Genomic DNA, 23,379 nt, shown 5'->3' with positions numbered 1-23,379 from the left:
GTGTGGCCGGTGTCAGGCGGGCACGGTCGTGCCTTCCTGCTTGCGGTCGACGTCGTCGTCGGCGTTCACGGTGTCGACGATCTCATCGGCGGCCGCGCTGCGCTCGGGGGCGAGCAGCCCGAGACCGATGTACAGGGCGAGCGAAACCAGGATCGGCGTCGCGACCAGCACGGTCTGGTTCGCCTTGAACACGTAGTACACCAGCGCGTAGTCGAGCAGGCCGCCCGCCCAGGAGATCAGCGCGGCGCGCGGGCCGCACTTGCGGAACCACGGCAGCATGCCCAGCAGCAGCGGGATCGAGATCGGCCCCATCAGCGCGGCGACCCAGTTGACCACGATCTGCAGCACGCCGCCGAGGTTCTGCGCCTGGGTGGCCACCAGCATGGTCAGCGCGACGAAGATCACGGTGGTGATCCGGGCCGCCTTGAGGCCCTGGGCGTCGGTCCACTGCCGGGTGCGGCGGAACATCGCCGGGATCATGTCCCGGGTGATCACCGCGGAGATCGCGTTGGCGTCGGAGGAAACCATCGCCATCGTGTGCGAGAAGATGCCGGCCAGCACCAGGCCGATCAGGCCCGGCGGCAGGAACGTCGTGGTCATGATCGCGTAGGACTGCGTCGGGTCCTTGACGCCGGGGATGAGCAGCGGCGCGGCGAACATCGGGAACATCAGCACCAGGGGCCACAACAGGTACAGCGCGGACGAAAGCCGCGCACCCCGCTTGGCCTCCTGGGTGCTCGGCGCGGCCATGTACCGCTGCGCCAGGTTCCACATGCCTCCGTTGTACTCCAGCGTCTTCACCAGCACGTAGACGAGCAGGAAGATGGTGGTGTACTTGGACGTCACCGGGTCGACGTGGCCTTCGGGCAGCTTGTCCCACATCGTCCACAGCGCGGAGATGCCACCCAGCTTGCCGAGCACGACGACGATCATCACGATCGCGGCGATGGCCTGGATGACGAACTGGCCGAAGTCGGTGAGCGCGTCGGCCCACAGGCCGCCGATGGTGCAGTAGACCAGGGTGACCGCGCCGGTGATGAGGATGCCGAGGTTGTAGTCCAGCCCGGCGAAGACGTGCAGCAGTGTCGCGACGGCGAACCACTTGGCCGCGATGTCGAAGATCTTCAGCAGGCTGCCGCTCCACGCGAGGGCCTGCTGCGTCGGCACGTTGTACCGCTTGGCCAGGTACTCCAGCGGCGAAGCGACGCCGAGCTTCGAGCGCAACCGGTTCCAGCGGGCGGCGAACAGCCAGCTGCCGATGCCCACGCCGATGCCGATGCTGGCGAAGCCCCAGAAGTACACGGTGACGCCGCTGGTGTACGCGACGCCCGCGTACGCGACGAAGAGCACGGCGCTGTAACCGGACATGTGGTGCGAGATGCCGGCCAGCCACCACGGCATCTTGCCGCCGGCCGTGAAGAAGTCCTTCACGTCGCTGACCCGTTTGTGCGACCACCAGCCGATCACGATCATCAGCGCGAAGTACGCGCAGACCATCGTCCAGTCGAGTGCGTGCACCGCAGGCTCCTTTCCGCGTCCACGGCGATGCGGTCTCGAACGAGATGTTCACATCCATGAACGGAGTCTGTTATAGTGATTATGTTCATCCATAAGAACGTTGTTCGGGACGCTAATATGGCCGGGGTCACAAGTCAACGGCCGGACGGAGGCACACAAATGCCGCAGAAGGTGGACAACCCGGCCGCGGCCGACGGCGCCCCCGCCGAGTCCTCGGGCGTGAAGTCCGCGCGCCGGGCCGTCGACCTCATCGAGACGTTCGCGGCGAACGACGTCTGGTTGTCGCTGTCGGATCTGCACGCGCGCACCGGCTTCCCCCGCTCGTCGCTGCACGGCCTGCTGCGGACGCTGCTGGAAGCCGGCTGGCTGGAGGCGGACACCAACACCGCCCGCTACCGCCTCGGCGTCCGCGCGCTGATCTGCGGCACGGCGTACCTGGATCGCGACGCCGTGGTCCCGTTCGCCACCGAAGCCCTGGAGCGCATCCGGGAGAAGACCGGCTTCACGGCGCACTTCGCCCGCCGCAACGGCACCGAGGTCGTCTACCTGGAGACGCGGGAGTCGCAGCGCTCGACGCACCTGGTCTCCCGCGTCGGGCGGACGCTGCCCGCGCACGCGACGGCGCTGGGCAAGGCGCTGCTGGCCGAGCTGACGCACGACGAGATCGAGGCGCTGATGCCGGTGTCGCTGACCGCGTTGACGCCGAACACCATCACGACGCTCGAAGGCCTGCACGCCGAGTGCGCCGCGACGCGCGAACGCGGGTACGCCGCGGAGATCGAGGAAGGCACGCTGGGCGTCCGGTGCGTGGCCGCGGTGATCCCGTACCGCATCCCGGGCACCGACGCGATCAGCTGCTCGATGCCGATCGCCCAGGTGAGTGACGACGACGCCCGCCGCGTCGGCGAGCTGCTCGCCGAGACCACCGCCGAGCTCGGGCAGCAGCTGCGCCGGGCCGGCATCCGTTAACCCTGCAGTGTGAGAGGAACCCCATGACGGACCAGCGTGTGCTCATCACCGGGTCGGCGGGTGTCGTCGGCACCCTGATGCGCCCCCGCCTGCGGCGCCCGGGCCGGGTGCTGCGCCTGCTCGACCTGGCCCCGCAGCCGGCCGCCTCCGACGCTTCCGAAGAGATCGTGACGGCGTCGGTCACCGACCCGGCGGCGATGGCGCAAGCGTGCGAGGGCGTCGACGCGCTGATCCACCTGGGCGGCCACAGCCGCGAGAACACCTGGGAAGCCACGCTGGACGTCAACATCAACGGCACGCAGACGGTCCTGGAGGCGGCGCAGGCGGCGGGGATCCGGCGGGTGATCCTGGCCTCGAGCAACCACGCGGTCGGCTTCCGCCGGGTGGACGAGGACCTCCCGGCGGACAGCTCACCGAGGCCGGACACGTACTACGGCGTCTCCAAGGCGGCGATCGAGGCCCTGGGCAGCCTGTACCACTCCCGCTTCGGCATGGACGTGATCGTGATCCGCATCGGCTCGTGCTTCGAGACCCCCCTCCCCCTGGGCCCCCGCGGCCTGGCCACCTGGCTCTCCCCCGACGACGGCGCCAGGTTGTTCGAGGCGTGCCTTTCGGCACCATCACCGGGGTACCGCCTGATCTGGGGCGTTTCGGACAACACCCGCCGGATCTACTCACTGGCCGAGGCGGAAGCCCTGGGCTACAAGTCCCTGGACGACGCAGAGGTGTACGCGGAGCAACTGGCGGCAAAGCCGGCACCGACAGGCCCGGCGGCGGAGTACGTAGGCGGCCCGTTCTGCACGGCCCCCTTGGGCGTGTTCAACCCCCTCTGACGCCCAAGGGGCGCTGTAGGAGGCCCCGAAGGGGCACCCAGACCGCCGGCAACCCCGATCCGAAGCCAGAACACGGACGGCGGCGGCTTGTCAAGGCACGCTTTCCCGCCTTGACAAGCCGCCGCCGTCCGTCGTCACAATCAGGCTTCGGGGTGCCCCGCCCCCGCCGGCACCAGAACGATCCTCGACACCCTGACGGCCCGCGAGGTACCGGCGACCTTCTTCATCGTCGGCCGCGACATCGCCGCGCATCCCGGCCTGGCGAAAGACATCGCCGAAGCCGGCCACGAACCCGGCGACCACAGCTTCGGCCACGACCGGATGATCGGCATGACCCGTCCTGGGTCGCCGACGAGGTCGAAGGCACCGACGCCCATCCGCACCACCGGCTACCCCGGCGAAATCCTGTTCCGGCCACCGAACGGCAAGAAGCTCGTCGCCCTCCCGAGTGGTCGCGAAGATCGTCGAGATGGCGCCGCCGGACCGGGTCCTGGCCGAGCGCGTCCACGCCATCGTCACGGCCCACGCCCCGGTCCTGGAACCGAAGCTCTGGTACGGCATGCCGTCCTACGCCCTCGACGGCAAGGTGGTCTGCTTCTTCCAGAGCGCGGAGAAGTTCAAGGCGCGCTACGCGACCCTCGGGTTCAGCGACCAGGCGAACCTGGACGACGGACCGATGTGGGCGGCCGGCTTCGCCCTGACCGACGTCACGCCTGCGGTCGAGCAGAGAATCGCCGCCCTGGTGGCGCAGGCGGTCAAGTAGGTCCCGTGCCGCCGCGGCGGCCGGAGCTCAGCCCCGGACGTACCGCGTCAGCATCGCGACCATCTCGTTCTCCAGCCTGCGGCTGTCCACCGGCTCGTGCTCGGCCGCGAGCTGGTGGACGACCAGCTCGATCGTCGTGAAGATCAGCCGCGCGGCCGTTGCCGTGTCCGCCAGCCGCACCTCGGGGTGCCCGTCGAGGATCTCCTGCAGGTAGCCGTACCAGTACCGCTTGAGCCGCTCGACGTTCTCCAGCAGCTCCGCCGGCCGCGGCGCCTGCTCGTTGAGCATCCGCAGCAGCTGCGGGTCGTCGAGGTGGGAGTCGATCGCGCTGCGGACGAGCAGCCGCAGGATGTCCTCGATCGGGCCGGGCAGCTCCCCGTCCCGGATCTTCGCCGCGGCCGCCGCGCCGTCGTCGAGGTGGCGGGTCAGCAGCTCGGCGAGGATCGCGTCCTTGTTCGGGAAGTACTGGTACAGCGAGCCGATCGAGACGCCGGCGCGCTCGGCGATGCGGTTGGTGGTGCCGGCGGCGTAGCCGTGGGCGCCGAAAACGTGAGCAGCCGCGGTCAGGATCCGCTGCCGGGTCAGCTCGGCGCGGACCTGCCGCGGCTGTTTACGTGGCTGGATGCGGCGCTCGTCCGGTGTCACGGCCCCTCCGGCGAAAGCGAGTAGTCAAGACCTGAGCATTTGCTCATAATTATGTCATGACCAGCACAAACACGCTGCGCCGAGTGTCCCCGGCCGAGGTGCGGGACCGGCTGGGCGAGCCCGAGGCGATGATCGAGGCCAAGATCGGCGACCGCATCGACCGGCACGCCCGCCGCTTCATCGCGCACTCGCCGTTCCTCACCCTCGCGACGGCGGACGCGGCCGGCCGCGCCGACTGCTCGCCCCGCGGCGACTACCCCGGCTTCGCGAAGGTCCTCGACGAGCGCACGGTGGCCCTGCCCGACCGGCCCGGCAACAAGATCGCCGACTCCTTCCGCAACATCGCCGTGAACGACGGCGTCGGCCTGCTGTTCTTCGTCCCCGGCATGCGGGAAACGCTGCGTGTCAACGGAAGCGCGTACGTCACCGACGACCCGGACGTGCTCGCCCGGATGCGCACCGAGGCGAAGTCGCCGGCGCTGGCGATCGTCGTCGAGGTCGAGCAGGTGTACTTCCACTGCGGCCGCGCGCTGATCCGGTCGCGCCTGTGGGACCCGGCGAGCCAGGCGCTCGCGGCGGAGCTGCCCTCGGCCGGGGAGATCGCCGCCGACCAGATGAACGCCGACCCGGTGCTGTTCGAGCAGCTCCTCGAAGCCGGCTACCGGAGGCTGTACTGACATGCAGAAAACCATCCTGGACCGCGTCGAGCGCGTCACCGGCGACGTCGTCTCGCTGGTCCTGCGCGGCGACGAAGGCCCGCTGGCGCCGTGGGAGCCGGGCGCGCACATCGACCTGGAGCTGCCGAACTGGCTGACGCGGCAGTACTCGCTCTGCGGCGACCCCGCCGACCGCTCGGCCTACCGGATCGCCGTCCGCCACGACCCGCTGAGCCGGGGCGGGTCCGAGTACGTCCACCTGTTCCTGCGGCCGGGCCGCACGCTGTCGGTTTCGTTTCCCCGCAACCACTTCCCGCTCTTGCCGGCGCCGGAGTACCTGTTCGTGGCGGGCGGGATCGGGATCACGCCGATCCTGCCGATGCTGCGTGCGGCGGTCGCGTCCGGCGCAGCGGCGACGCTGGCGTACGCGGGCCGGCCGTTCGCCGCGGAACTCTCGGCCGAGTACGGAAACCGCGTGCGGCCCGGACGCCCCGACCTCGTGGCCCTGGCCCGCGAGTTCCCGTCCGCGGAGGTGTACTGCTGCGGGCCGGCGTCGATGCTGGACGCGGCCGAGGCGGTGTTCCCGCGGGTGCACACCGAGCGCTTCCAGCCCACCCCACGGACGTCCGGGCCCGACACGCCGTTCGAGGTCGAGTTCACCCGATCCGGCGGCACGATCCCGGTCCCGGCGGACGAATCCCTGCTCGACGCGCTGAACAACGCCGGGCGCCCGGTGCCGTCCGCGTGCCGGGAGGGCGTGTGCGGCAGTTGCGAGGTGACGGTCATCGAGGGCGAACCGGACCACCGCGACGACATCGGCGCGGCGGCGGGCCGGATGTACCCGTGTGTCTCCCGCGCGCGATCACCCCGCCTGGTGCTGGACCTCTGACCTGGACGGCCGGCTCGCGGTCAGCGGCTCCGATCACGCGAGTCACGGCTCCGATCACGCCAGTTCCGGCTGTGATCACACGAGTTACGGGGTGGCGGTGACGTGGGTGATGGTCACCGGAGTCGTGGGTGGGCCGCTGCCGTCGCCGGGGCCGGGTTTGGCCGGGTCTATTCCGCGGCGGGCGATCGCGTCGAGGGTCGCCAGGCCCGGGTCGTCGATGCCGCCGAAGACCGTGTACTCCGGCGGGATGTTCGTCTCGCCGAAGACGAGGAAGAACTGCGATCCGCCGGAGTCCGGGGCCGTCGTCTTCGCCATCGCGAGGATGCCGCGGCCGTACGTCAGCTCGGGGAACACCTCGTCGCGGATCGTGTAGCCCGGGCCGCCGGTGCCGTCGCCGACCGGGTCGCCGCACTGGAGCATCTGCAGCCCGGTGCTGACCGACAGCCGGTGGCAGGACGTGCCGTCGTAGAACCCCTGCCGGGCCAGGCTCAGGAAATTCACCACCGTGCACGGCGCCAACGCGCGGTCCAGCGTCAGCCCGATGTCCCCCGCGGTCGTCGCCAGCTGCACGCCGGCCGTCCCGGTCGACGACGCCGGGCCGTCGGGCGGCAGCGCGGCCTTCTTCGGCGCCGGCGGGCCCGGATCGGGGGTGAACGCGCACGTCACCGGGTCGGCCAGCGGTCGCGTCCGCTTCGGCATCGGGGCGCGCTCGCCCGGGATCGCGGCCGGCGGGCCGGGCGCGACCGGCGGCGAGCTCGATGACGACGACGACGACCAGAACGCGCCGCCGGCCTGGCCGTCCGGTTTGCGCAGGAACCCGGGCGAGCCGAAGGCCAGGAAGGCCAAGACCATCACCACGACGACCACGACCGACCCGATGACCAGCACCATCGCCGTGGCCGACGACCGCTTCGGCGGCACGGGCACCGGCCACGGCGGGTACTGGCCCGGTCTGCCGCCCGGCTCGCTCATCCCCGCTCCCCTCGTCGGAGAACACCCTAGCGAAAACGCCGATCAGGGCAGCCCCCACGGCGCGCTCGGCCCGGACGGCGTCACCGGCCGGACGCCGAAGTCCGGCCGATCCCCCTTCCGGTACACGAACGCGTCTTCGCCGCACCCGAGTTCCACCTGGACGTCCCCGCCGGCCAGCCGCCGCCAGCGCCGCGCCCGGCCCCGCGCGTCGGTCACCGCGAGGTCGCCGTCGATGCCCGGCCGCAGCACGCACGGCGCCCCGGCCTCGCTGTGCACCTTCAGCCAGCGCGTCTTCCCGCCGGTGCGGGACGCGCTGAGCAGGAACGCGCCTTCGGTGCGGAAGTCCCGCAGTGCGACGTCACCCCAGGCGGCCGGCACCGCCGGGAACAGCCGGATCACCCCGCCCCAGCTCTGCACCAGCATGTCCTGCAGGGACTTCGCCGCCGACAGCGGCGTCTCGATGACCGGCCCGGACTCCTTGTACATCGTGTTCGGCTGGATGTACCGCCGTTGCAGCTCGCCGAGGTAGAACGCGGCCTGGTCGCCGCGCAGCATCTGCGCCGAGATCGACGCCGCCCCGGTGAAGGTGTAGCCCTGCAGCGCGCCTTCGAAGCCGACCCAGTGGTTCAGCGACGTCTCGATGATCGCCCGGTGCTCCGGCTGCTCCCAGGTGACGTCGTGGAGCGGGTAGATCTGCAGCAGGTGCGAATAGTGCCGGTGCGACTTCGCGAACGGCACCCCGGCGCCGATCATGTACCCGTCGACGTCGGCGGGGTAGTCCACCAGCGTCGCCAGGACGTCCCGCCAGCGAGGCGCCAGCGGGTCGCCGGGAGCGTGCTGCAGCAGTGTCTTGCAGCCCCAGCGGATCAGCGAGAGGTCGTAGGTGCAGTCGGGGGCGTTGACGCCGTACTCGGGCGAGAACGTCGGCGGCAGGTGCAGCTTCCCGTCCGGGCCCGGCGCCAGGAAGTGCAGGTAGTAGTTGATCGCTCTGCGCAGCAACGGAACCAGCGTGCCGTGCAGCAGCCGGCGGTCCATGGTGTGCCGGTAGGACAGCCAGACGTTGTGCAGCGCCCACGTCAGGTTGCCGACCTCCGGCGTCGGCGTGTCCTGCCCCGGGATCCCGACCGGGAACCCGCTGGTCGGGTTCGAGACGCCGTTGAGCAGCGTCATGTCCGTCGTCCGCGGGATGCCCGCCGAATCGGCTTGGTACGGCGAAGCGACCTGGCTCGTCAGGTTGGCCCGGTACTTGTCCAGTGCGTAGCTGACCGCGTCCAGCTCCAGGTGGTTCGAGCCGTGGATCAGCCAGTACTCGAGCTGGACGTTGAGGTTCCACCAGGTCGCCGGCCACGGCGTGTTTTCCAGCCACGGCCCGGACGTCGCCATCACCGGTGCCTCGCGCCGGGCCGCCGAGGCGACCTTGTACAGCTGGATCCAGTAGAAACCCTGCAACCGGGTGTCCGGAATGGACAAGAAGCTACGCCGGTAGTAGTCGTGCCACCAGCGCCGGTGGTCCTGGGCGAGGACGGCGAACTCCCTCGTCCGGACCGTGCCCAGCGCCCGCGCCACCGACGTCTTCTCCGGGTGCGACCAGGCCACGGACGTGTACAGCGTCCGCGCGCCGCCACGCGTGACTTCCCGCCACGCCGTCACGTGCTCGCCGCCGGCCAGCAGCGGCTGGACGGCCAGCTGCGTGTCACCGCTCGCCGACAGCTGCACCGGCGGGTTCGCGGTGTAGCCCGCCGGCGGCGGCTTGTTCCACACCGGATCGGCGCGCGGGCTGACCGCCACGGCTGGGTGGAACACCCACCTGAACGCCCGCTCCCCTTCGGACGGCCGGATTTCGACCGCGAGCATGGCCTGTCCGGTGTGGACGATCGCGCGCAGGCTCAGGCTGCCCGCCGCGGTCGTGATCGTGCCGGTGAGCTCGGCGTTCCACAGGTCCAGCCGCCAGTCGATCGCGGTGATCGCGCCGACCGGTTCGAGCGTGAAGTAGCCGATCGGCAGCCGGGCCAGGCCGAACAGCGAGCCGAACTCCGGCCGGTGGTCCTGCACCTGGCTGTGCTGGACGTTGAACCGGATCGCGTTCCGCCCGGGCTCGGCGTAGATGCCGGAGCCGAGGAACCCGTTGCCCAGGAACGGGCCTTCGTACCAGGTCTTCGGCAGCCGCCGCCAATACAGGTCCGCGGTGCCGAGGAACCCGGCCCAGCCGAAGTCGTCGCTCCCCGGTTCCGCTTCCGCGAACGCGGGGGTCAAGCCGGCGGCGGCGATCCCGGCGAGCGCGCCACCGAGCACGGTTCTGCGGGTGATGTCCATTCGACCTCCTCGTCGAGAGCTCGGTTCAGCTCGGCAGGCCCCACGCCGGCGCCGGACCGAGCGCCGGGACGTCCCGCGGCGCGAAGGCCGGCCGGCTGCCCCGTGGGGTGACGACAGCGGTGCCGCCGCGCCGCAGCCCGATCGCGATCCGCCCGGGTCCGGACGGCCGCCACGGCAGCCGGCGGCCGTGCTCGTCGCGGACGTCGACGTCCCCGGCGACACCGTGCTGGAGCACCAGGGGCTCACCGGCTTCGCTGTGCACACGCACGAATTCCGTCTTGCCGTCGCGACGGGAAGCGTCCACGAGGAACGCACCTTCGGCGCGCAGCCCGGCGATCGAGGCGTCCCGCCAGGTCGCCGACACCGACGGGAAGACCTTGAGCACCCCGCCGGATCCCTGCACCATCATGTCCACAACGGACTGGGCGGCGGTGATCGGGCTCTCGATGGCGAAGTTGGCGCCCTCGCGGTACATCGTGTTCGCGGTCAGCTCGGTGTCGGCCACGACGTTGCGGTCGAGGAAGAACTTCAGGTACCGCAATGCTTCTTCGGGTGAGTCCAGCACGGACTGCATCGACGACGCGGCCGCGTAGCTGTAGCCGTGCCACGCCGTCTGGTCGGCGGCCCAATGGGTGAAGGTGCGCGTCATGAGGTCGCGGTCGCCCGGGCGGTCCCAGACTCTCTCCCGCAGCGGGTACAGCCACAACAGGTGCGAGAAGTGCCGGTGCGACGCAGCCAGGGGAACGCCGTCGCCGATCAGCACACCATTCGCGGGATCCTCGTGGTACGGCACGAGTTTCGCGCTGATTTCGTGCCAGATCGGCACGCGCGGCTCGTCGAGGCAGAGGATGCGGGCGGAGTCGACGAGCGTGCGGGCCGCCCACCGGATCAGCGACAGGTCGTAGGTGCAGTCGGGCGCGTCGGCGTACTCCGGCGACCGGGTCAGCGGCAGGTGCAGCGCCCCGTCCGGGCCGGTGAACAGGAAGTGGCGGTAGAAGTTCAGCGCCTTGGCCAGCGTCGGGTACAGGACGTCGCGGAGCACGCGACGGTCCATGTGGTGCCGGTAGGCCAGCCACACGTTGTGCAGGCCCCACAACAGGTTCCCGGTCTGGTCGGTCTTGGACGTCGTCCCCGGGACGCCCACCGAGCGCGTGCCGCCGGGGCGCAGCCGCCAGTCACCGGGGTGCGAGAGGGCGTATGTGTCGCTGTCGCGGTACGCGGGCGGGACGGAGACTTCGAGGTTCGCGTGGTCGCGCCGGAACGTCTCGGTGACGGCGTCGAGTTCGGGGTGGTTGGTGCTGTTGACGATCGGGTAGGTGACCTGGACGTTGAGGTTCCACCAGACGGCGGTCCAGCTGTTGCCGACCTCGGGGAACCACGGCCCCCATTCGGACACGACCGGCCCGCCGGCGCGGGTCGCGGCGGCGATCTTGTACAGCTGGATCCAGTAGAACCGCTGCACCTGCTTGTCGGGCACCGAAACGAAACTGCGCCGGTGGTAGTCGTTCCACCAGCGGCGGTGCCGGGCGAGCAGCGCGTCCGGGCGGGCGGCAAGCGCTTTCCGGACCGCGTTGCGCGCGTCGGCGGTGTGCGTGGTGCCCGGAAAGCTGTAGGCGACGGCGGCGGCGAACAGCCGTCTCGTGCCGATCGCGCGTTCCTGCCAAGCGGTGGTGTACCCGCCACCGGCGAGCAGGGGCTGCGCGCAGTAACCGCCGGCCTGCTCGGGCGCGGGGTTGGCGACGTACTCGGGCGGCTTGCGGACGGTCCGGGTGGTGGCGGACTCGAGCGGCCGGAACGCCCAGGCGGGGTTCGTTTCGCCCGCGCTCGGCGTCAGCGAGACGAGCAGCACGCCGAGGTCGTTGTGCACGACGGCGGAGAAGGCGACCGAGCCCTGGGTGGTGGTGATGGTGCCGCCGAGCTCGGCGTTGTAGAGGTCGAGCGTCCAGTCGACGGCGGTGATCGCGCCGGCCAGGGTGAGGGTGAGGTAGCCGATGGGCAGGCGCGAGAGCCCGATGCCGGCTTCCCACTGGATGCGCTGGTCCTGCACCTGGGTGTGGCCGAGCATGAACTTGAGCGCGTTCGGCGTCGCGCCGGCGTAGACCTGGGCGCCGAGGTAGCCGTTGGCGAGGAACGGGCCTTCCTGCCAGTTCTTGGGCAGCCGCCGCCAGACCATCCGCGCATCTCCGGCGACCTCCCGGTGCGGATTTCCGCCGGCGGCGACCGCGGGCGGCGCCGCGCGGGCCCAGAGCCCTCCGAAGGCGGCGGCCCCGGCGAGGACCGAGGCGGAGCGGAGCACCGTCCGCCGGGACACAGCGTCCATGAAGCATCCTCCGAACTCATACGACGTTTCGGCGAGATCATGCGGCGGCGTCCGGTCATACTTGCAGAGGGGTGCCCAAAACACCAGAGGAGTTCACCCGGAAAGCGGCAGAGACATCCGATGAATCAGGGCAGCGGCGGCAGCGCCGGCGTGTACAGCCAGCGGGTGAAGAACGCGCTCAGCGACCGCCCCGCCTGCAACTCCGCGGCCGCCACAAAAGCCTCCGTCGTCACCAACCCGTGCCGGTGCTCCTCAGCCCACGACTTCAGCAGCGCGAAGAACGCCGGATCCCCGAGCTCCGCCCGCAGCGCGTGCAGCGTCAACCCGCCGCGCTTGTACACCCGCTCGTCGAACATCCTCGCCATCCCGGGGTCGGCGATCCGCACGTCCGCCGGCTTGGCCTTGATGCGCGCGTGCCAGTCGCGCGCCAGTACCGCCGCCGGGGGGCCGCCCGACTCCTCCGACCACAGCCACTCCGCGTACGTGGCGAAGCCCTCGTTCAGCCAGATGTGGCGCCAGTCCGCCACCGTCAGGCTGTTGCCGAACCACTGGTGAGCCAGCTCGTGCAGCACCAGCCGCTCGTGGGTGCGGCGGCCGTCGACGTGGTTGGCGCCGAAGATGGCCATGCCCTGGGCCTCGATCGGGTCGTCGAGGTCGTCGTCGGTGATCACGATGACGTACTCGGCGAACGGGTACGGGCCGAACAGGCGCTGCAGGAATTCCACCATCCGGCCCTGCCGGCCGAAGTCGCGCTCGAAGGCGCGCCGCAGCCGCGGGGGCACCGCCGCGTGCTGCGGCACCGTGGGGGCGACCGACTCGACGCCGCCGCGGCCGAAACCGAGGCTCAGCAGGCGCGCGCCCACGCCGGCGGGCGAGCCCCAGCCGCGGCCGGTCAGCTCGACGTCGTCGTAGCGGCCGATCTGGACGCTCATCAGGTACGTCGCCGTCGGCTCCGGGCGCTCGAAGACCCAGCGAGTCGTGCTCGCCGACGTCGACCGCTCGACCAGCGTGCCGGTGACCGCGACCAGGTAGGGCGACGCCGTCGTCACGCTCACCCGGTACGCCGCCTTGTCCGACGGGTGGTCGTTGCACGGGAACCACGACGGCGCCCCGACCGGCTGGCTCGCCACCAGGGCGCCGTCGGTCAGCTCGTCCCAGCCGACGTCACCCCAGCGGCTCCCCACCGGGCGCGGGTTGCCGACGTAGTGCACCTCGACGGTGAACACCCCACCCGCCGGGATCGGCTTCGCCGGCTTCACGTGCAGCTTCGCGCCGCGCTTCAGGTACTTCGCGGGCTTCCCGTCGACGAGCACCCGGTTGATCCGGAACTCGCCGAAGTCGAGGCTGACGCGGGACAGCGCCTGCGTCGCCTCCGCGGTGATCACCGCCACCGCCGAGAGCCGGTTCGGCGCGACCTTGTAGTCGAGGATCAGGTCGTAGTGCCGGGTCCGGTAGCCGCCGTTGCCGTGCGCGGGCAGGTAGGGGTCGCCGGAGGTGTCCGCGCCGGGAGCGGGAGCCTTCGAAATCACCCGTGGCGAACCTTTCGTCGTGCGTGCTGAAACCAGGCTCGCACGGCACAGGTGAGTCCGGCGCGCCTGGTCCCGCTTTCGTTACTTACCCGGCCACGCCGAGATCGGGTTGCCCAGCCAGCGGGTGTCGGCGGGCACCTCGTCGCCGCGGGTCACCAGCGAGCCCGGGCCGACCGTCGTGCGTGCGCCGATGCCCGCGCCCGGCAGCACGATGCCGTGCGGGCCGAGGGTCGCGCCCTCGCCGAGGGTCACCCGGGACATGGTCATGATCCGGTCGTGGAACAGGTGCGTCTGCACGACGCAGCCGCGGTTGATGGTCGCGCCGTCGCCCAGCGACACCAGGTCGGCCTCGGGCAGCCAGTACGTCTCCAGCCAGACGCCGCGGCCGATCTTGACGCCCATCGTGCGCAGCCACGCGGTCAGCAGCGGGGTGCCGCCGACCGAGCCGATCAGCCACGGCACCGCGAACGCCTCGACGAAGGTGTCGGCCAGCTCGTTGCGCCAGACGAAGGAGCTCCACAGCGGGTGGTCGACCTCGCGGAACTTGCCGACCAGCAGCCACTTCATCACCGTCGCGGTCAGCGCGGCGACGATCCCCGCGGCCAGCAGGGCGGGCCCGGCCAGCAGCGCGGCGACGCCGGAACCGAACGCCGACGCCGTCCACAGCAGCCCGAACGCGACGACGACGGTCAGCGCGACACCGCACATCACCGGGACGATCCGGCACAGCTCGACCAGCGCCCGCGCCGCCTTCAGGTGCAGCGCCGGGGTGTAGGTGCGGCTCGTGTCGGCGTCGCCGATCGCGCGGCGGACCGGCAGCGGCGGCATGCCCAGGTACGACGAGCCCTTCTTCGCCTTCAACGGCGTCGACGACAGCACGCCGACCAGGCCGCGCTTCGGCACCGAACGGCCGGGCGCGGTCATCCCCGAGTTGCCGAGGAACGCCTGCTTGCCGATCCGGGCCGGGGCGACGTGCAGCCAGCCGTGGTTGAGCTCGTAGGTCGCGACCATGGTGTCGTCGGCGAGGAACGCGCCGCTGTCGACCTTGGTCATCTTCGGCAGCGCCAGCACGGTCGACGCCTCGACGTTGCGGCCGACCTTCGCGCCGAGCAGCCGCAGCCAGACCGGCGTGAACAGGCTGGCGTACAGCGGGAACAGCCCTTCGCGGGCCATGCTCATCAGCCGTTCGGTGGCCCAGACCTGCCACGCGATGCGACCGTGCACCGGGTGGTAGCCCTCGACCATGCCGATGCTCAGCGACCGGACGCCGGCCAGCACGAGCAGCATGTACGCGGCGAAGTACGCCACGGTCGCGACCGGCACGAAGATCATCGCGCGGGTGAACGCGTCGAGAAGCGTCGGAGCGCCGGAAATCGCGGAGCCGAGGACGGCGGCGCCGGCCAGCGCGGCCACGCCGGGCAGGAAGCCGAGCGCCACGGAGGTCACGCCGTAGACGGCGGCCCAGAAGTGCGAGCGCGGCGGGCGGCTCGACGGCCACTTCAGCGCGTCCCGCTCGTCCTTGGCCACGCGCGCGGCGGGCGAACCGGCCCAGCGCTGCCCGGCCGGGACGGCACCGCGGACGGTCGACCCGGCCGCGATCTCCGCGCCCTTGCCGATCCGGACACCCGGGAACAGCGTGCTGCGCGCGCCGACGCGGGCCTCCGCGCCGACGCGGACCTTGCCGATGTGCACGACGTCGCCGTCGACCCAGTGGCCGGTGAGGTCGACCTCGGGCTCGATCGCCGCGCCGCGGCCCAGCTTGAGGAAGCCGGTGACCGGCGGCGGCGAGTGCAGGTCGACGTCCTTGCCGATCCGCGCGCCGAGCGCCTTCGCGTACGTCGTCATCCAGGACGCGCCGGCGACGCTGTCGGCGCCGGAGAACTCGGCCAGCTTCTCGGCCGTCCACAGTCGCAAGTGGACACTGCCACCGCGCGGGTAGGTGCCGGGGCGCACGCCGGACAGCAGCACGCGCGCGCCACCCGCGGCGATGGCGATCCGGCCCGCCGGGCTGAACAGCACGACCCAGGCGAGGCCGATCCACGCCCAGCTCAGCGTGGGCGCCCAGGCGAACCCGAGCAGCGACAACACGTTCGACAGCGCGGCGGCGAGCGTCGCCCAGCGCAGCCCGACCAGGCCCATCAGCGGGACCATCAGCAGCGTCTGGATGACACCGGCGCGGCGTTTCGTCGGCGCGATGTCCCGGCGTTCGGTGGCCTGGCCGCTCAGCGCGTCCAGCATCGCCGCCAGCGCACCCAGCCGCGGGTGGGCGTAGATGTCGGCCACCGACACCTGCGGGTGCCGGGTGCGGATGCGGGCGACCACCTGCGCGGCGGTCAGGCTGCCGCCGCCGTGGGTGAAGAAGTCCGCCTTCGGGCTGTCGACCGAGACACCGAGGATCTCGGCCCAGCCTTCGGCCAGCCACGTCTCGGTCGGGGTCAGCCCGGAAGCCTCCACTGTGGACAATGGCCATGGGAGGGCGTTGCGGTCGACCTTGCCGGAGGTGCGCGTCGGCAGGTCGTCGACGACGGCGAGCAGCGGCACCAGCGCGGCGGGCAGGTGCTCACGCAGGCGCGTCGCGGCCTGGTCGTGGTCGAAGCTCTCGCCCGTGGGCACGACGTACCCGACGAGGACCTGGTTGCCCGCCTTGGTGCGGCGGATCGCGGCGGCCGCGCCCTGCACGCCCGGCAGGGCCTGCAGCGCGGCGTCGACTTCGCCCAGCTCGATGCGGCGGCCGCCGAGCTTGACCTGCTCGTCGAGCCGGCCGAGGAACAGCAGGCCCGCTTCTTCCGCCCGAACCAGGTCGCCGGAGCGGTAGGCACGCGGCCAGCCCAGCGACGGCAGCGGCGCGAACTTCTCGGCGTCCTTGGCCGCGTCGAGGTAGCGGGCCAGGCCGACGCCGCCGATGACGAGCTCGCCGGTCTCGCCCATGGCGACCGGCTCGCCTTCGTCGTTGACCACGGCGAGCTGCCAGCCGACGAGCGGCAGGCCGATCCGGACCGGGCCCTCGCCGGTCAGCTGCGCGGCGGAGGCGACGACGGTGGCCTCGGTCGGGCCGTAGGTGTTCCACACTTCGCGGCCTTCGACGGCGACGCGCTCGGCCAGCTCCGGCGGGCACGCTTCGCCGCCGAAGATGAGCAGGCGGACGTCTTCGAGTGCGTCGGCGGGCCAGAGCGCGGCCAGCGTCGGCACCGTCGAGACGACGGTGATGCGCTGCGCGACCAGCCACGGGCCGAGGTCGACGCCGGTGCGGACCAGCGCACGGGGCGCCGGGACCAGGCAGGCGCCGTGGCGCCAGGCCAGCCACATCTCTTCGCAGGAGGCGTCGAACGCGACGCTCAGCCCGGCCAGGACGCGGTCGCCGGGGCCGATCGGCTCGTCGGTGAGGAAGAGCTCGGCCTCGGCGTCGACGAAGGCGGCGGCACTCGCGTGGGTGACCGCGACACCCTTGGGCTTGCCGGTGGAGCCGGAGGTGAAGATGATCCAGGCGTCTTCGGCCGGCCCGGGGCGGCCTTCGCGGCCAGCGGGCGTGGAGTGGACGTTGATCGTGCCGTCGGTGGCGACCGCGGCGACCTGCGCTTCTTCGAAGACCAGCTCGGCGCGCTCGTCCGGGTCGTCGGCGTCGACCGGCACGTACGCGGCGCCGACGGACAGCGTGGCGAGGATGGCGATGTACAGCTCGGCGGTGCCGGAGGAGATCCGGATGCCGACGCGGTCGCCGAGGCCGACGCCGTAGCCCGTGAGCCGGCGCCCGTAGGCGTCGATCTCCTCGAGCAGGCGCCGGTAGGTCAGGGTGGTGGTGCCGTCGTCGATCGCGGCCGCGTTCGGGTACCGCTCGGCGGTGGCGGCGAGGATGTCGAGCAGGGTGCGCTCACCGGCGCCGAGGCCGGACCAGAAGAGCGCGCGGTCGGCGACCGGGGCGAGGGTGACCTCGGCGGCGGATCCGGTGGGTTCGATCGTGACGGTCATCGGGCGGACACCCCGACCGTACCGAAGACGTGCCGGGACGAATTATGGGCGCGCAAGCCCACCACTCACCTTTCGGGAGCCTCAACCGGGCTTGCTCTCCGGTTGAGGCGCCCGCAACGACCTTCAACGATACCTGTGAATCACCAAAAGATATCCACAGGGTCACGCCAGCGTGTCAGACCTCACGATAATCGCCTGATCAGCGTGATCCAGCTCGCATCTCACGTGATTGAAGCCGTAACTCGCGTGATTGGGGCCGTAACTCGCCATTTCCGGCCCCAATCACGCGAATTACGTCCCTGATCACGTGAGTTACGGCAAATCGCTCACCGGGTTCGAGCGGCTTTGCCGCCGACCTTGGGCTTCGCCTTCTTTTCGCGGACCCGCACGTTCACCCGGACGGGGCTGCCGGTGAAGCCGAACTGCTCACGGAACTTGCGCTCGATGAACCGGCGGTAGCCCGCCTCGAGGAAGCCGGTCGTGAACAGCACCAGCGTCGGCGGCCGGATGCCGGCCTGGGTCGCGAACAGCACCTTCGGCTGCTTGCCCGAACGGACCGGCGGCGGGGTGGCCGCGATCAGGTCGGACAGCCACGCGTTGAGCTGGCCGGTCGGCACCCGCTGGTCCCACGACTTCAGCGCGGTCCGCAGGGCCGGCGCGAGCTTGCGCACCGAACGGCCGGTCAGCGCCGAGATGTTTACCTTCTCCGCCCACGGCACGCGGACCAGGCCGCGGTCCAGCTCGCGGACCATCGCGTGCCGGCGGTCCTCGTCGACCAGGTCCCACTTGTTGAACGCCAGCACGCAGGCGCGGCCGGCCTCGACGACCATGGTCAGCACCCGCAGGTCCTGTTCGGACAGCGGCTCGGCCGCGTCCAGCAGCACGATCGCGACCTCGGCCGCGTCGATCGCGGTCTTGGTGCGCAGCGAGGCGTAGTACTCGGCGCCCGCGGCGAAGTTGACGCGCTTGCGCAGGCCCGCCGTGTCGACGAACCGCCAGGTCTCGCCGTCCAGCTCGACCAGCGAGTCGACCGGGTCGACGGTGGTGCCCGCGACCGAGTCGACGACCGAGCGCTCCTCGCCCGACAGCTTGTTGAGCAGGCTGGACTTGCCGACGTTCGGCTTGCCGACCAGCGCGACGCGCCGGGGACCCGACGTCGCGGCGCCGCCTTCGCGCGGCGACTCGGGCAGGGCCTTGAGGATGGCGTCGAGCAGGTCGCCGGAGCTGCGGCCGTGCAGCGCGCTGACCGGGTGCGGCTCGCCGAGGCCGAGCGACCACAGCGACGCGGTGTCCGCGAGCAGCCGGTCGTCGTCGACCTTGTTCGCGGCCAGCAGCACCGGCTTCTTCGAGCGGCGCAGCACCTTGGAGACGGCCTCGTCGGTCGCGGTCGCGCCGACCGACGCGTCGATCACCAGCAGGACGGCGTCCGCGGTCTGCATGGCCAGCTCGGCCTGCGCGGCGACGGAGGCCTGCAGGCCGGTCGCGTCCGGTTCCCAGCCGCCCGTGTCGACCAGGGTGAACCTGCGCCCGCCCCAGTAGGCGTCGTAGGCGACGCGGTCGCGGGTCACGCCCGGCACGTCCTGCACGACGGCTTCGCGCCGGCCCAGGATGCGGTTGACCAGCGTCGACTTGCCCACGTTCGGGCGGCCGACGACGGCGAGCACCGGCTGCGCGAGCGCGGCCTCCTCGGCCGCCTCCGCCGCCTCGATCTGCGCGTCGAGCGCGGCGAATTCGGTCTCGTCGGACCAGGTGCCGTCGACTTCGCCGACGCCGTCGTACTCTTCCATTACTACCCTGTTTCCCTTATACCGCGCCGAATCCGTGTTCGGCACGCCAGTCGTCCAAAGTCTTCACGAGCGCCGCGAGCTCACCGCGCAGCTCTTCGGTGCCCTGGTCGAGCCCGGTCTTCCCGGGCCCCACCTTCGGCGAAAACGGCTCCCCCACGAGGATGTCCACGCGTGGGCGCCAGCGCCGCCTGCCGTCGGCCGGCTTGAGCGTGCCCCGCGTCGCGACCGGGAGCACGGTCGCGCCGGAGGCCCGGACCAGCCAGGCCGCGCCGCGTTCGGCCGCGCCGACATCCCCGGTACCGCGGGTGCCTTCGGGGAAGATCCCGACGACGCCGCCGTCCTTGAGCACGCCGACCGCGGTCAGCAGCGGTTTGCGGTCGATCTCGCCGCGCTTGAGCGGGATCTGCCCGATCGCCAGCATGAACTTGCCGACGATCCCGCCGAACATCTCGGCCTTGACCAGGAACGCCGAACGCCGCGGAAGCATTCCGAAGATCAGCTGCGGTTCGATCATGGAGCTGTGGTTGGCGATCACGAGCAGCGGCCCGGTGGCGGGAACGCGCTCGCGGCCGTGCACGCGGATGCGGAAGGCCGCGCGCAGATGGTACCGGGCGAAGACCCGCCCGGCGTCGTGGAGTGCGCCGACGGATCCCTCGGGGAGTCCGTCAGCACTCATCGAGCTACTTCTTCTTTGCAGCTCGCCAGCAGGCCGCGGTGGCTGGCCAGCTCGCTCAGCGCGACGATCACCTGGTCGATCGACAGCTCGGAGGTGTCGACCGGCACGGCGTCCTCGGCCGCGCGCAGCGGCGAGGCGGCCCGGGTCGAGTCGAGGCGATCGCGACGCTCGACCGAAGCCAGGGCGTCGGCGACCGACGACTGGCGCCCGGCCGCGGTGTCCTGGGTGCTGCGGCGCGACGCGCGGACGTCGGCGGACGCGGTGAGGAAGACCTTGAGCGGCGAGTCCGGCGCGACGACCGTGCCGATGTCCCGGCCCTCGACGACGATGCCGCCCCGGTGCCCGACGACGTCCTCGATGATCCGCCGCTGCCGCGTGACCAGCAGCTCACGCACGTGCGGCACGGCCGAGACCGGCGACACGGCCTTGGTGACCTCCGGCCCGCGGATGTCGGCGGCGACGTCCTCGCCGGCCAGCCGGATCTCCGGCCGGTCGGGGCTGGTGCCGATGGTGAACTCGGCCCGGTCGGCCACCGCGGCGACCGCGTCCGGGTCGGCCGGGTCGACGCCGGCGCGCAGCACGGCGAGGGTGACCATCCGGTACATCGCCCCGGTGTCGAGGTAGCCGGCGCCGAGGCGCTGGGCGAGCTTGCGGGCGACGGTGGTCTTCCCGGTCCCCGACGGGCCGTCCAGCGCGACCACACCACGTAGGGCTCCCGTCACCGGCACTCTCCTCGCGTTCTCGTCTCGGTCGGCTCGGGGTCCATTCTGCCGGTCGGGGTGCGGAGGAGATCAGTCGCCCCGCGTGCCGAAGCGCGCCACCACGAGCGCGAGGCGCTCGTCACGGTGGGCCGGCGACAGCCGGTGCCCCCGGTCGAGGGTCACCAGGCCGTGCAAGGTGCTCCAGAACACTTCGGTCAGCGGGCCGGCGTTCTGCGCCCCCGCCACCGGTTCGATGACCGCCAGCAGCTCCGCGAAGTTCGCCTTCATCACCTCCGGGGTGTCGTCCTGGGCGAACCGCAGCTCGGAGGCGAGCGTGAACATCGCGTCGTACAACGCGGGCCTGGCCTCGGCGAACCCGACGTAGGCGCGGACGACACCGGCCAGGCCGCCGGCCCGCGCGTCCGCCAGCACCGAAGCCAGCTCGGCGAAGCCCTCCAGCGCGGCCGCGGCCATGATCGCGTCCTTGCCGCCCGGGAAGTGGCTGTACAGCACTGGCTGGCTGTACTCGATCAGCGCCGCGAGCTTCCGGGTGGTGACCGCGTCCCAGCCTTCCGCCTCGGCCAGCTCCCGCGCCGCGGCCACGATCCGTCGTGCTCGCTCGGTGCGGTCGCGCACCCGCCGTTGTCCCTGGGTCATACGTCACATTCTAGCACTGCTAGACAAAATAGCGGTGCTAGGTTAGCGTTGCTAGCAATCCTAGCGATGCTAGAACACTGGAGGAAACATCATGCTCGTCACCGGCTACGTCCTCGTCGCGATCGTCTCGCTCGGGATCATCTACGTCGGCCTCAACTACCTGTTCGCGCCGCGGAAGATCGCGGCGGGCTTCGGCTTCACCGACGTTCCCGAGGACGCCGACACCTTCTTGAACGTCAAGGGCGGCCGCGACGTCGGCGCCGGCCTGGTTCCGCTGGCCCTGATGGTCTACGGGGACCCGCACGCGCTGGGCTGGGTCATCCTCACCGCGGCCGTCTGGCCCCTGTTCGACATGCTGATCGTCCTGCGCCACCGCGGGAAGAAGGCCATCGCCTTCGCCGTCCACGGCCTGACCGCCGCCGTGATGGTCGTCGCCGCGCTGCTGCTCCTGCTCGGCTGAACGTCGCGAATCGGACACGTGGGTTACGGTGGTTGGGTGAACGTCGAAGTAACCCCCCTGCCCGGCATCGGGGTGCGCAAGGACTTCAGCACCCGGACCGGCCGTCGCATCGGCGTCGTCACCCAGCGGGACGGCCACACCGAGCTGATCGTGTCGAAGTCGGACGACCCCGACGCCTGCGCCGCCTCGATCCCGCTCACCGCGGACGAGGCGGGCACGCTGGCCAACCTGCTCGGCGCGCCCCAGCTGGTCGCGCAGCTGACGGAGGAGCACCGGGACCTGCCGGGGATCAGCACGCGGCAGCTGCCGATCAAGCCGTCCGGCCCGTTCGACGGCCGGACGCTCGGCGACACCGCGATGCGCACCCGCACCGGCGTCTCGGTGGTCGCGGTGGCGCGGGCGGGCCAGGTCCACCCCTCGCCCACGCCCGACTTCACCCTGACCGGCGGCGACCTGCTGGTGGCGGTCGGCACGAGCGAGGGCCTCGAAGCCGCCGCCAAGATCCTCAAGTACGGCTGAGCGGCCGATGGACCACACCGCGCTGTCCCTGATCGAACTGGGGGCGGTCTTCTTCGTGCTGGGCGCACTCGGGCGCCTGGCCGGCAAGATCGGCCTCTCCCCCATCCCGCTCTACCTGCTCGGCGGTCTCTGCTTCGGCTCCGGTGGCCTGATCCCGCTGACCGACATCGGCGGCTTCACGCACCTGGCCAGCGAAATCGGCGTCGTGCTGCTACTGCTCCTGCTCGGCCTCGAGTACTCCGCGGCCGAGCTGTTCACCGGGCTGCGCCGCTCGTGGACGGCCGGCCTGCTCGACATCGTCCTCAACGCGGCGCCCGGCGCGGCCGTCGCGCTGCTGCTGGGCTGGGGCCCGGTCGGCGCGATGGTGATGGCGGGCGTCACCTACATCTCGTCGTCCGGGATCGTCGCCAAGGTCCTCGGCGACCTGGGCCGGCTGGGCAACCGCGAGACGCCGGTGGTGCTGTCGATCCTCGTGTTCGAGGACCTCGTGATGGCGCTCTACCTGCCGATCCTCACCGCGGTCCTGGGCGGGGTGTCGTTCCTGGGCGGCATGGAGGCCGTCGGGATCTCGCTGCTGGTGATCACCGTGGTGCTGGTGATCGCGCTCAAGTTCGGCCGGTACGTCTCGGCCGCCGTCGACAGCCCGGACCGCGAGGTGTTCCTGCTCAAGGTCCTCGGCGCGGCGCTGCTGGTGGCCGGGCTGGCGTCGGCGATGCAGGTGTCGGCCGCGGTCGGCGCGTTCCTGCTCGGCATCGCGATCTCGGGCTCGACCGCGGAGAACGCGACGCACCTGCTGGAACCCCTGCGCGACCTGTTCGCCGCGGTGTTCTTCGTGGTCTTCGGGCTCAACACGAACCCGGCGTCGATCCCGCCGGTGCTCGGCTGGGCGGTCGTGCTGGCGGTGGTGACGACCGCGACGAAGGTCGGCACCGGCTGGTGGGCGGCCCGCCGCCAGGGCATCGGGAAGATGGGCCGGGCTCGCGCGGGGGCGGCGCTGGTGGCCCGCGGCGAGTTCTCGATCGTGATCGCCGGCCTGGCGGTGACAGCGGGAGCGGTCACCGGCGAGCTGGCGGCCCTGGCCACGGCGTACGTGCTGCTGATGGCCATCCTCGGCCCGACGGCGGCCCGGGTCGTCGAGCCGATCGCCCGCGCCCTGCAGCGCAAGTCCGCCACGAAGACGGCCCCGGCCGAGGCCGGCTGAGTGTT

The 23,379-nt window shown here is 71.5% G+C and carries 18 protein-coding genes and 2 pseudogenes; 9 read left to right on the top strand and 11 right to left on the bottom strand.

Annotation, left to right across the window (positions count from 1 at the left end; translation table 11 throughout):
• Nucleotides 1-12 precede the first annotated feature (12 nt).
• A complete protein-coding gene (locus tag C2L59_RS00255) occupies nucleotides 13-1,518 on the bottom strand; it encodes a sodium:solute symporter family protein (RefSeq protein WP_103347466.1) in 1,506 nt (501 codons plus the stop codon).
• 159 nt (nucleotides 1,519-1,677) lie between these two features.
• Here C2L59_RS00255 and C2L59_RS00250 point away from each other — a divergent pair, with 159 nt between their 5' ends.
• From C2L59_RS00250 to C2L59_RS00235, 4 genes and pseudogenes are all read left to right on the top strand, one after another.
• Nucleotides 1,678-2,487, top strand: a complete 810-nt coding sequence (locus tag C2L59_RS00250) for an IclR family transcriptional regulator (RefSeq protein WP_103347465.1) — start codon at nucleotides 1,678-1,680, stop codon at nucleotides 2,485-2,487.
• Nucleotides 2,488-2,510: 23 nt separating this feature from the next.
• Entirely contained in the window at nucleotides 2,511-3,320 is an 810-nt protein-coding gene (locus C2L59_RS00245; protein WP_103347464.1) for an NAD(P)-dependent oxidoreductase, read from the top strand.
• 180 nt (nucleotides 3,321-3,500) lie between these two features.
• A pseudogene (locus C2L59_RS50180) lies at nucleotides 3,501-3,689 on the top strand (polysaccharide deacetylase family protein); the annotation flags it as partial.
• A gap of 79 nt (nucleotides 3,690-3,768) precedes the next feature.
• Nucleotides 3,769-4,083, top strand: a pseudogene (locus C2L59_RS00235) (iron chaperone); the annotation flags it as partial.
• 27 nt (nucleotides 4,084-4,110) lie between these two features.
• Here C2L59_RS00235 and C2L59_RS00230 read toward each other — a convergent pair.
• Nucleotides 4,111-4,728 (bottom strand): TetR/AcrR family transcriptional regulator, encoded by a 618-nt coding sequence (locus C2L59_RS00230; protein ID WP_103347463.1) that lies wholly within the window; start codon nucleotides 4,726-4,728, stop codon nucleotides 4,111-4,113.
• A 56-nt stretch (nucleotides 4,729-4,784) separates the two neighbouring features.
• Between C2L59_RS00230 and C2L59_RS00225 the strand changes: the two genes are divergently transcribed.
• Nucleotides 4,785-5,405, top strand: a complete 621-nt coding sequence (locus C2L59_RS00225) for an MSMEG_1061 family FMN-dependent PPOX-type flavoprotein (protein WP_199198841.1) — start codon at nucleotides 4,785-4,787, stop codon at nucleotides 5,403-5,405.
• A gap of 1 nt (nucleotide 5,406) precedes the next feature.
• Entirely contained in the window at nucleotides 5,407-6,273 is an 867-nt protein-coding gene (locus C2L59_RS00220) for a PDR/VanB family oxidoreductase (RefSeq protein WP_103347462.1), read from the top strand.
• A gap of 84 nt (nucleotides 6,274-6,357) precedes the next feature.
• Here the strand turns inward: C2L59_RS00220 and C2L59_RS00215 are convergent, their stop codons facing one another.
• The 9 genes from C2L59_RS00215 to C2L59_RS00175 form a co-directional block, all read right to left on the bottom strand.
• Nucleotides 6,358-7,245 carry a peptidylprolyl isomerase gene (locus tag C2L59_RS00215; RefSeq protein ID WP_103347461.1) on the bottom strand — a complete coding sequence of 296 codons (888 nt, stop codon included), beginning with the start codon at nucleotides 7,243-7,245 and terminating at the stop codon, nucleotides 6,358-6,360.
• A gap of 42 nt (nucleotides 7,246-7,287) precedes the next feature.
• Complete coding sequence (locus C2L59_RS00210; RefSeq protein WP_103347460.1) at nucleotides 7,288-9,558, bottom strand: Tat pathway signal sequence domain protein; 2,271 nt, start codon at nucleotides 9,556-9,558, stop codon at nucleotides 7,288-7,290.
• A gap of 25 nt (nucleotides 9,559-9,583) precedes the next feature.
• Nucleotides 9,584-11,878, bottom strand: coding sequence for a glycoside hydrolase family 95-like protein (locus C2L59_RS00205; RefSeq protein WP_103347459.1), 2,295 nt, complete (start codon nucleotides 11,876-11,878; stop codon nucleotides 9,584-9,586).
• 125 nt (nucleotides 11,879-12,003) lie between these two features.
• A complete protein-coding gene (locus C2L59_RS00200; protein WP_103347458.1) occupies nucleotides 12,004-13,407 on the bottom strand; it encodes a M1 family metallopeptidase in 1,404 nt (467 codons plus the stop codon).
• 81 nt (nucleotides 13,408-13,488) lie between these two features.
• Entirely contained in the window at nucleotides 13,489-17,373 is a 3,885-nt protein-coding gene (locus C2L59_RS00195) for a Pls/PosA family non-ribosomal peptide synthetase (RefSeq protein WP_103347457.1), read from the bottom strand.
• 326 nt (nucleotides 17,374-17,699) lie between these two features.
• On the bottom strand, nucleotides 17,700-19,160 hold the full coding sequence (gene der, locus C2L59_RS00190; RefSeq protein WP_103347456.1) for a ribosome biogenesis GTPase Der: 1,461 nt from the start codon (nucleotides 19,158-19,160) through the stop codon (nucleotides 17,700-17,702).
• A 16-nt stretch (nucleotides 19,161-19,176) separates the two neighbouring features.
• Nucleotides 19,177-19,836: a 1-acyl-sn-glycerol-3-phosphate acyltransferase gene (locus C2L59_RS00185; protein WP_199198840.1), complete on the bottom strand. Its 660-nt coding sequence runs from the start codon at nucleotides 19,834-19,836 to the stop codon at nucleotides 19,177-19,179.
• Nucleotides 19,833-20,537 (bottom strand): (d)CMP kinase, encoded by a 705-nt coding sequence (gene cmk / locus C2L59_RS00180; RefSeq protein ID WP_103347455.1) that lies wholly within the window; start codon nucleotides 20,535-20,537, stop codon nucleotides 19,833-19,835. Before cmk ends, C2L59_RS00185 begins: the two co-directional genes overlap by 4 nt.
• A 90-nt stretch (nucleotides 20,538-20,627) precedes the next feature.
• Nucleotides 20,628-21,173 (bottom strand): TetR-like C-terminal domain-containing protein, encoded by a 546-nt coding sequence (locus tag C2L59_RS00175; protein ID WP_103347454.1) that lies wholly within the window; start codon nucleotides 21,171-21,173, stop codon nucleotides 20,628-20,630.
• Between the two features lie 112 nt (nucleotides 21,174-21,285).
• Between C2L59_RS00175 and C2L59_RS00170 the strand changes: the two genes are divergently transcribed.
• The 3 genes from C2L59_RS00170 to C2L59_RS00160 are packed head-to-tail and all read left to right on the top strand — an operon-like array spanning nucleotide 21,286 to nucleotide 23,374.
• Nucleotides 21,286-21,654 carry a DUF4267 domain-containing protein gene (locus C2L59_RS00170; protein WP_103347453.1) on the top strand — a complete coding sequence of 123 codons (369 nt, stop codon included), beginning with the start codon at nucleotides 21,286-21,288 and terminating at the stop codon, nucleotides 21,652-21,654.
• A gap of 36 nt (nucleotides 21,655-21,690) precedes the next feature.
• Nucleotides 21,691-22,173, top strand: a complete 483-nt coding sequence (locus tag C2L59_RS00165; protein WP_199198839.1) for a cation:proton antiporter regulatory subunit — start codon at nucleotides 21,691-21,693, stop codon at nucleotides 22,171-22,173.
• Between the two features lie 7 nt (nucleotides 22,174-22,180).
• Nucleotides 22,181-23,374, top strand: a complete 1,194-nt coding sequence (locus tag C2L59_RS00160) for a cation:proton antiporter (protein ID WP_103347451.1) — start codon at nucleotides 22,181-22,183, stop codon at nucleotides 23,372-23,374.
• Nucleotides 23,375-23,379: the final 5 nt, after the last annotated feature.

Origin of the sequence: Amycolatopsis sp. CA-128772 (assembly GCF_002904295.1) — a bacterium.
Taxonomy (GTDB): Bacteria; Actinomycetota; Actinomycetes; order Mycobacteriales; family Pseudonocardiaceae; genus Amycolatopsis.
Note: the sequence above shows the minus strand (reverse complement) of the source record. Positions and strands in the feature narration are given on the sequence as shown.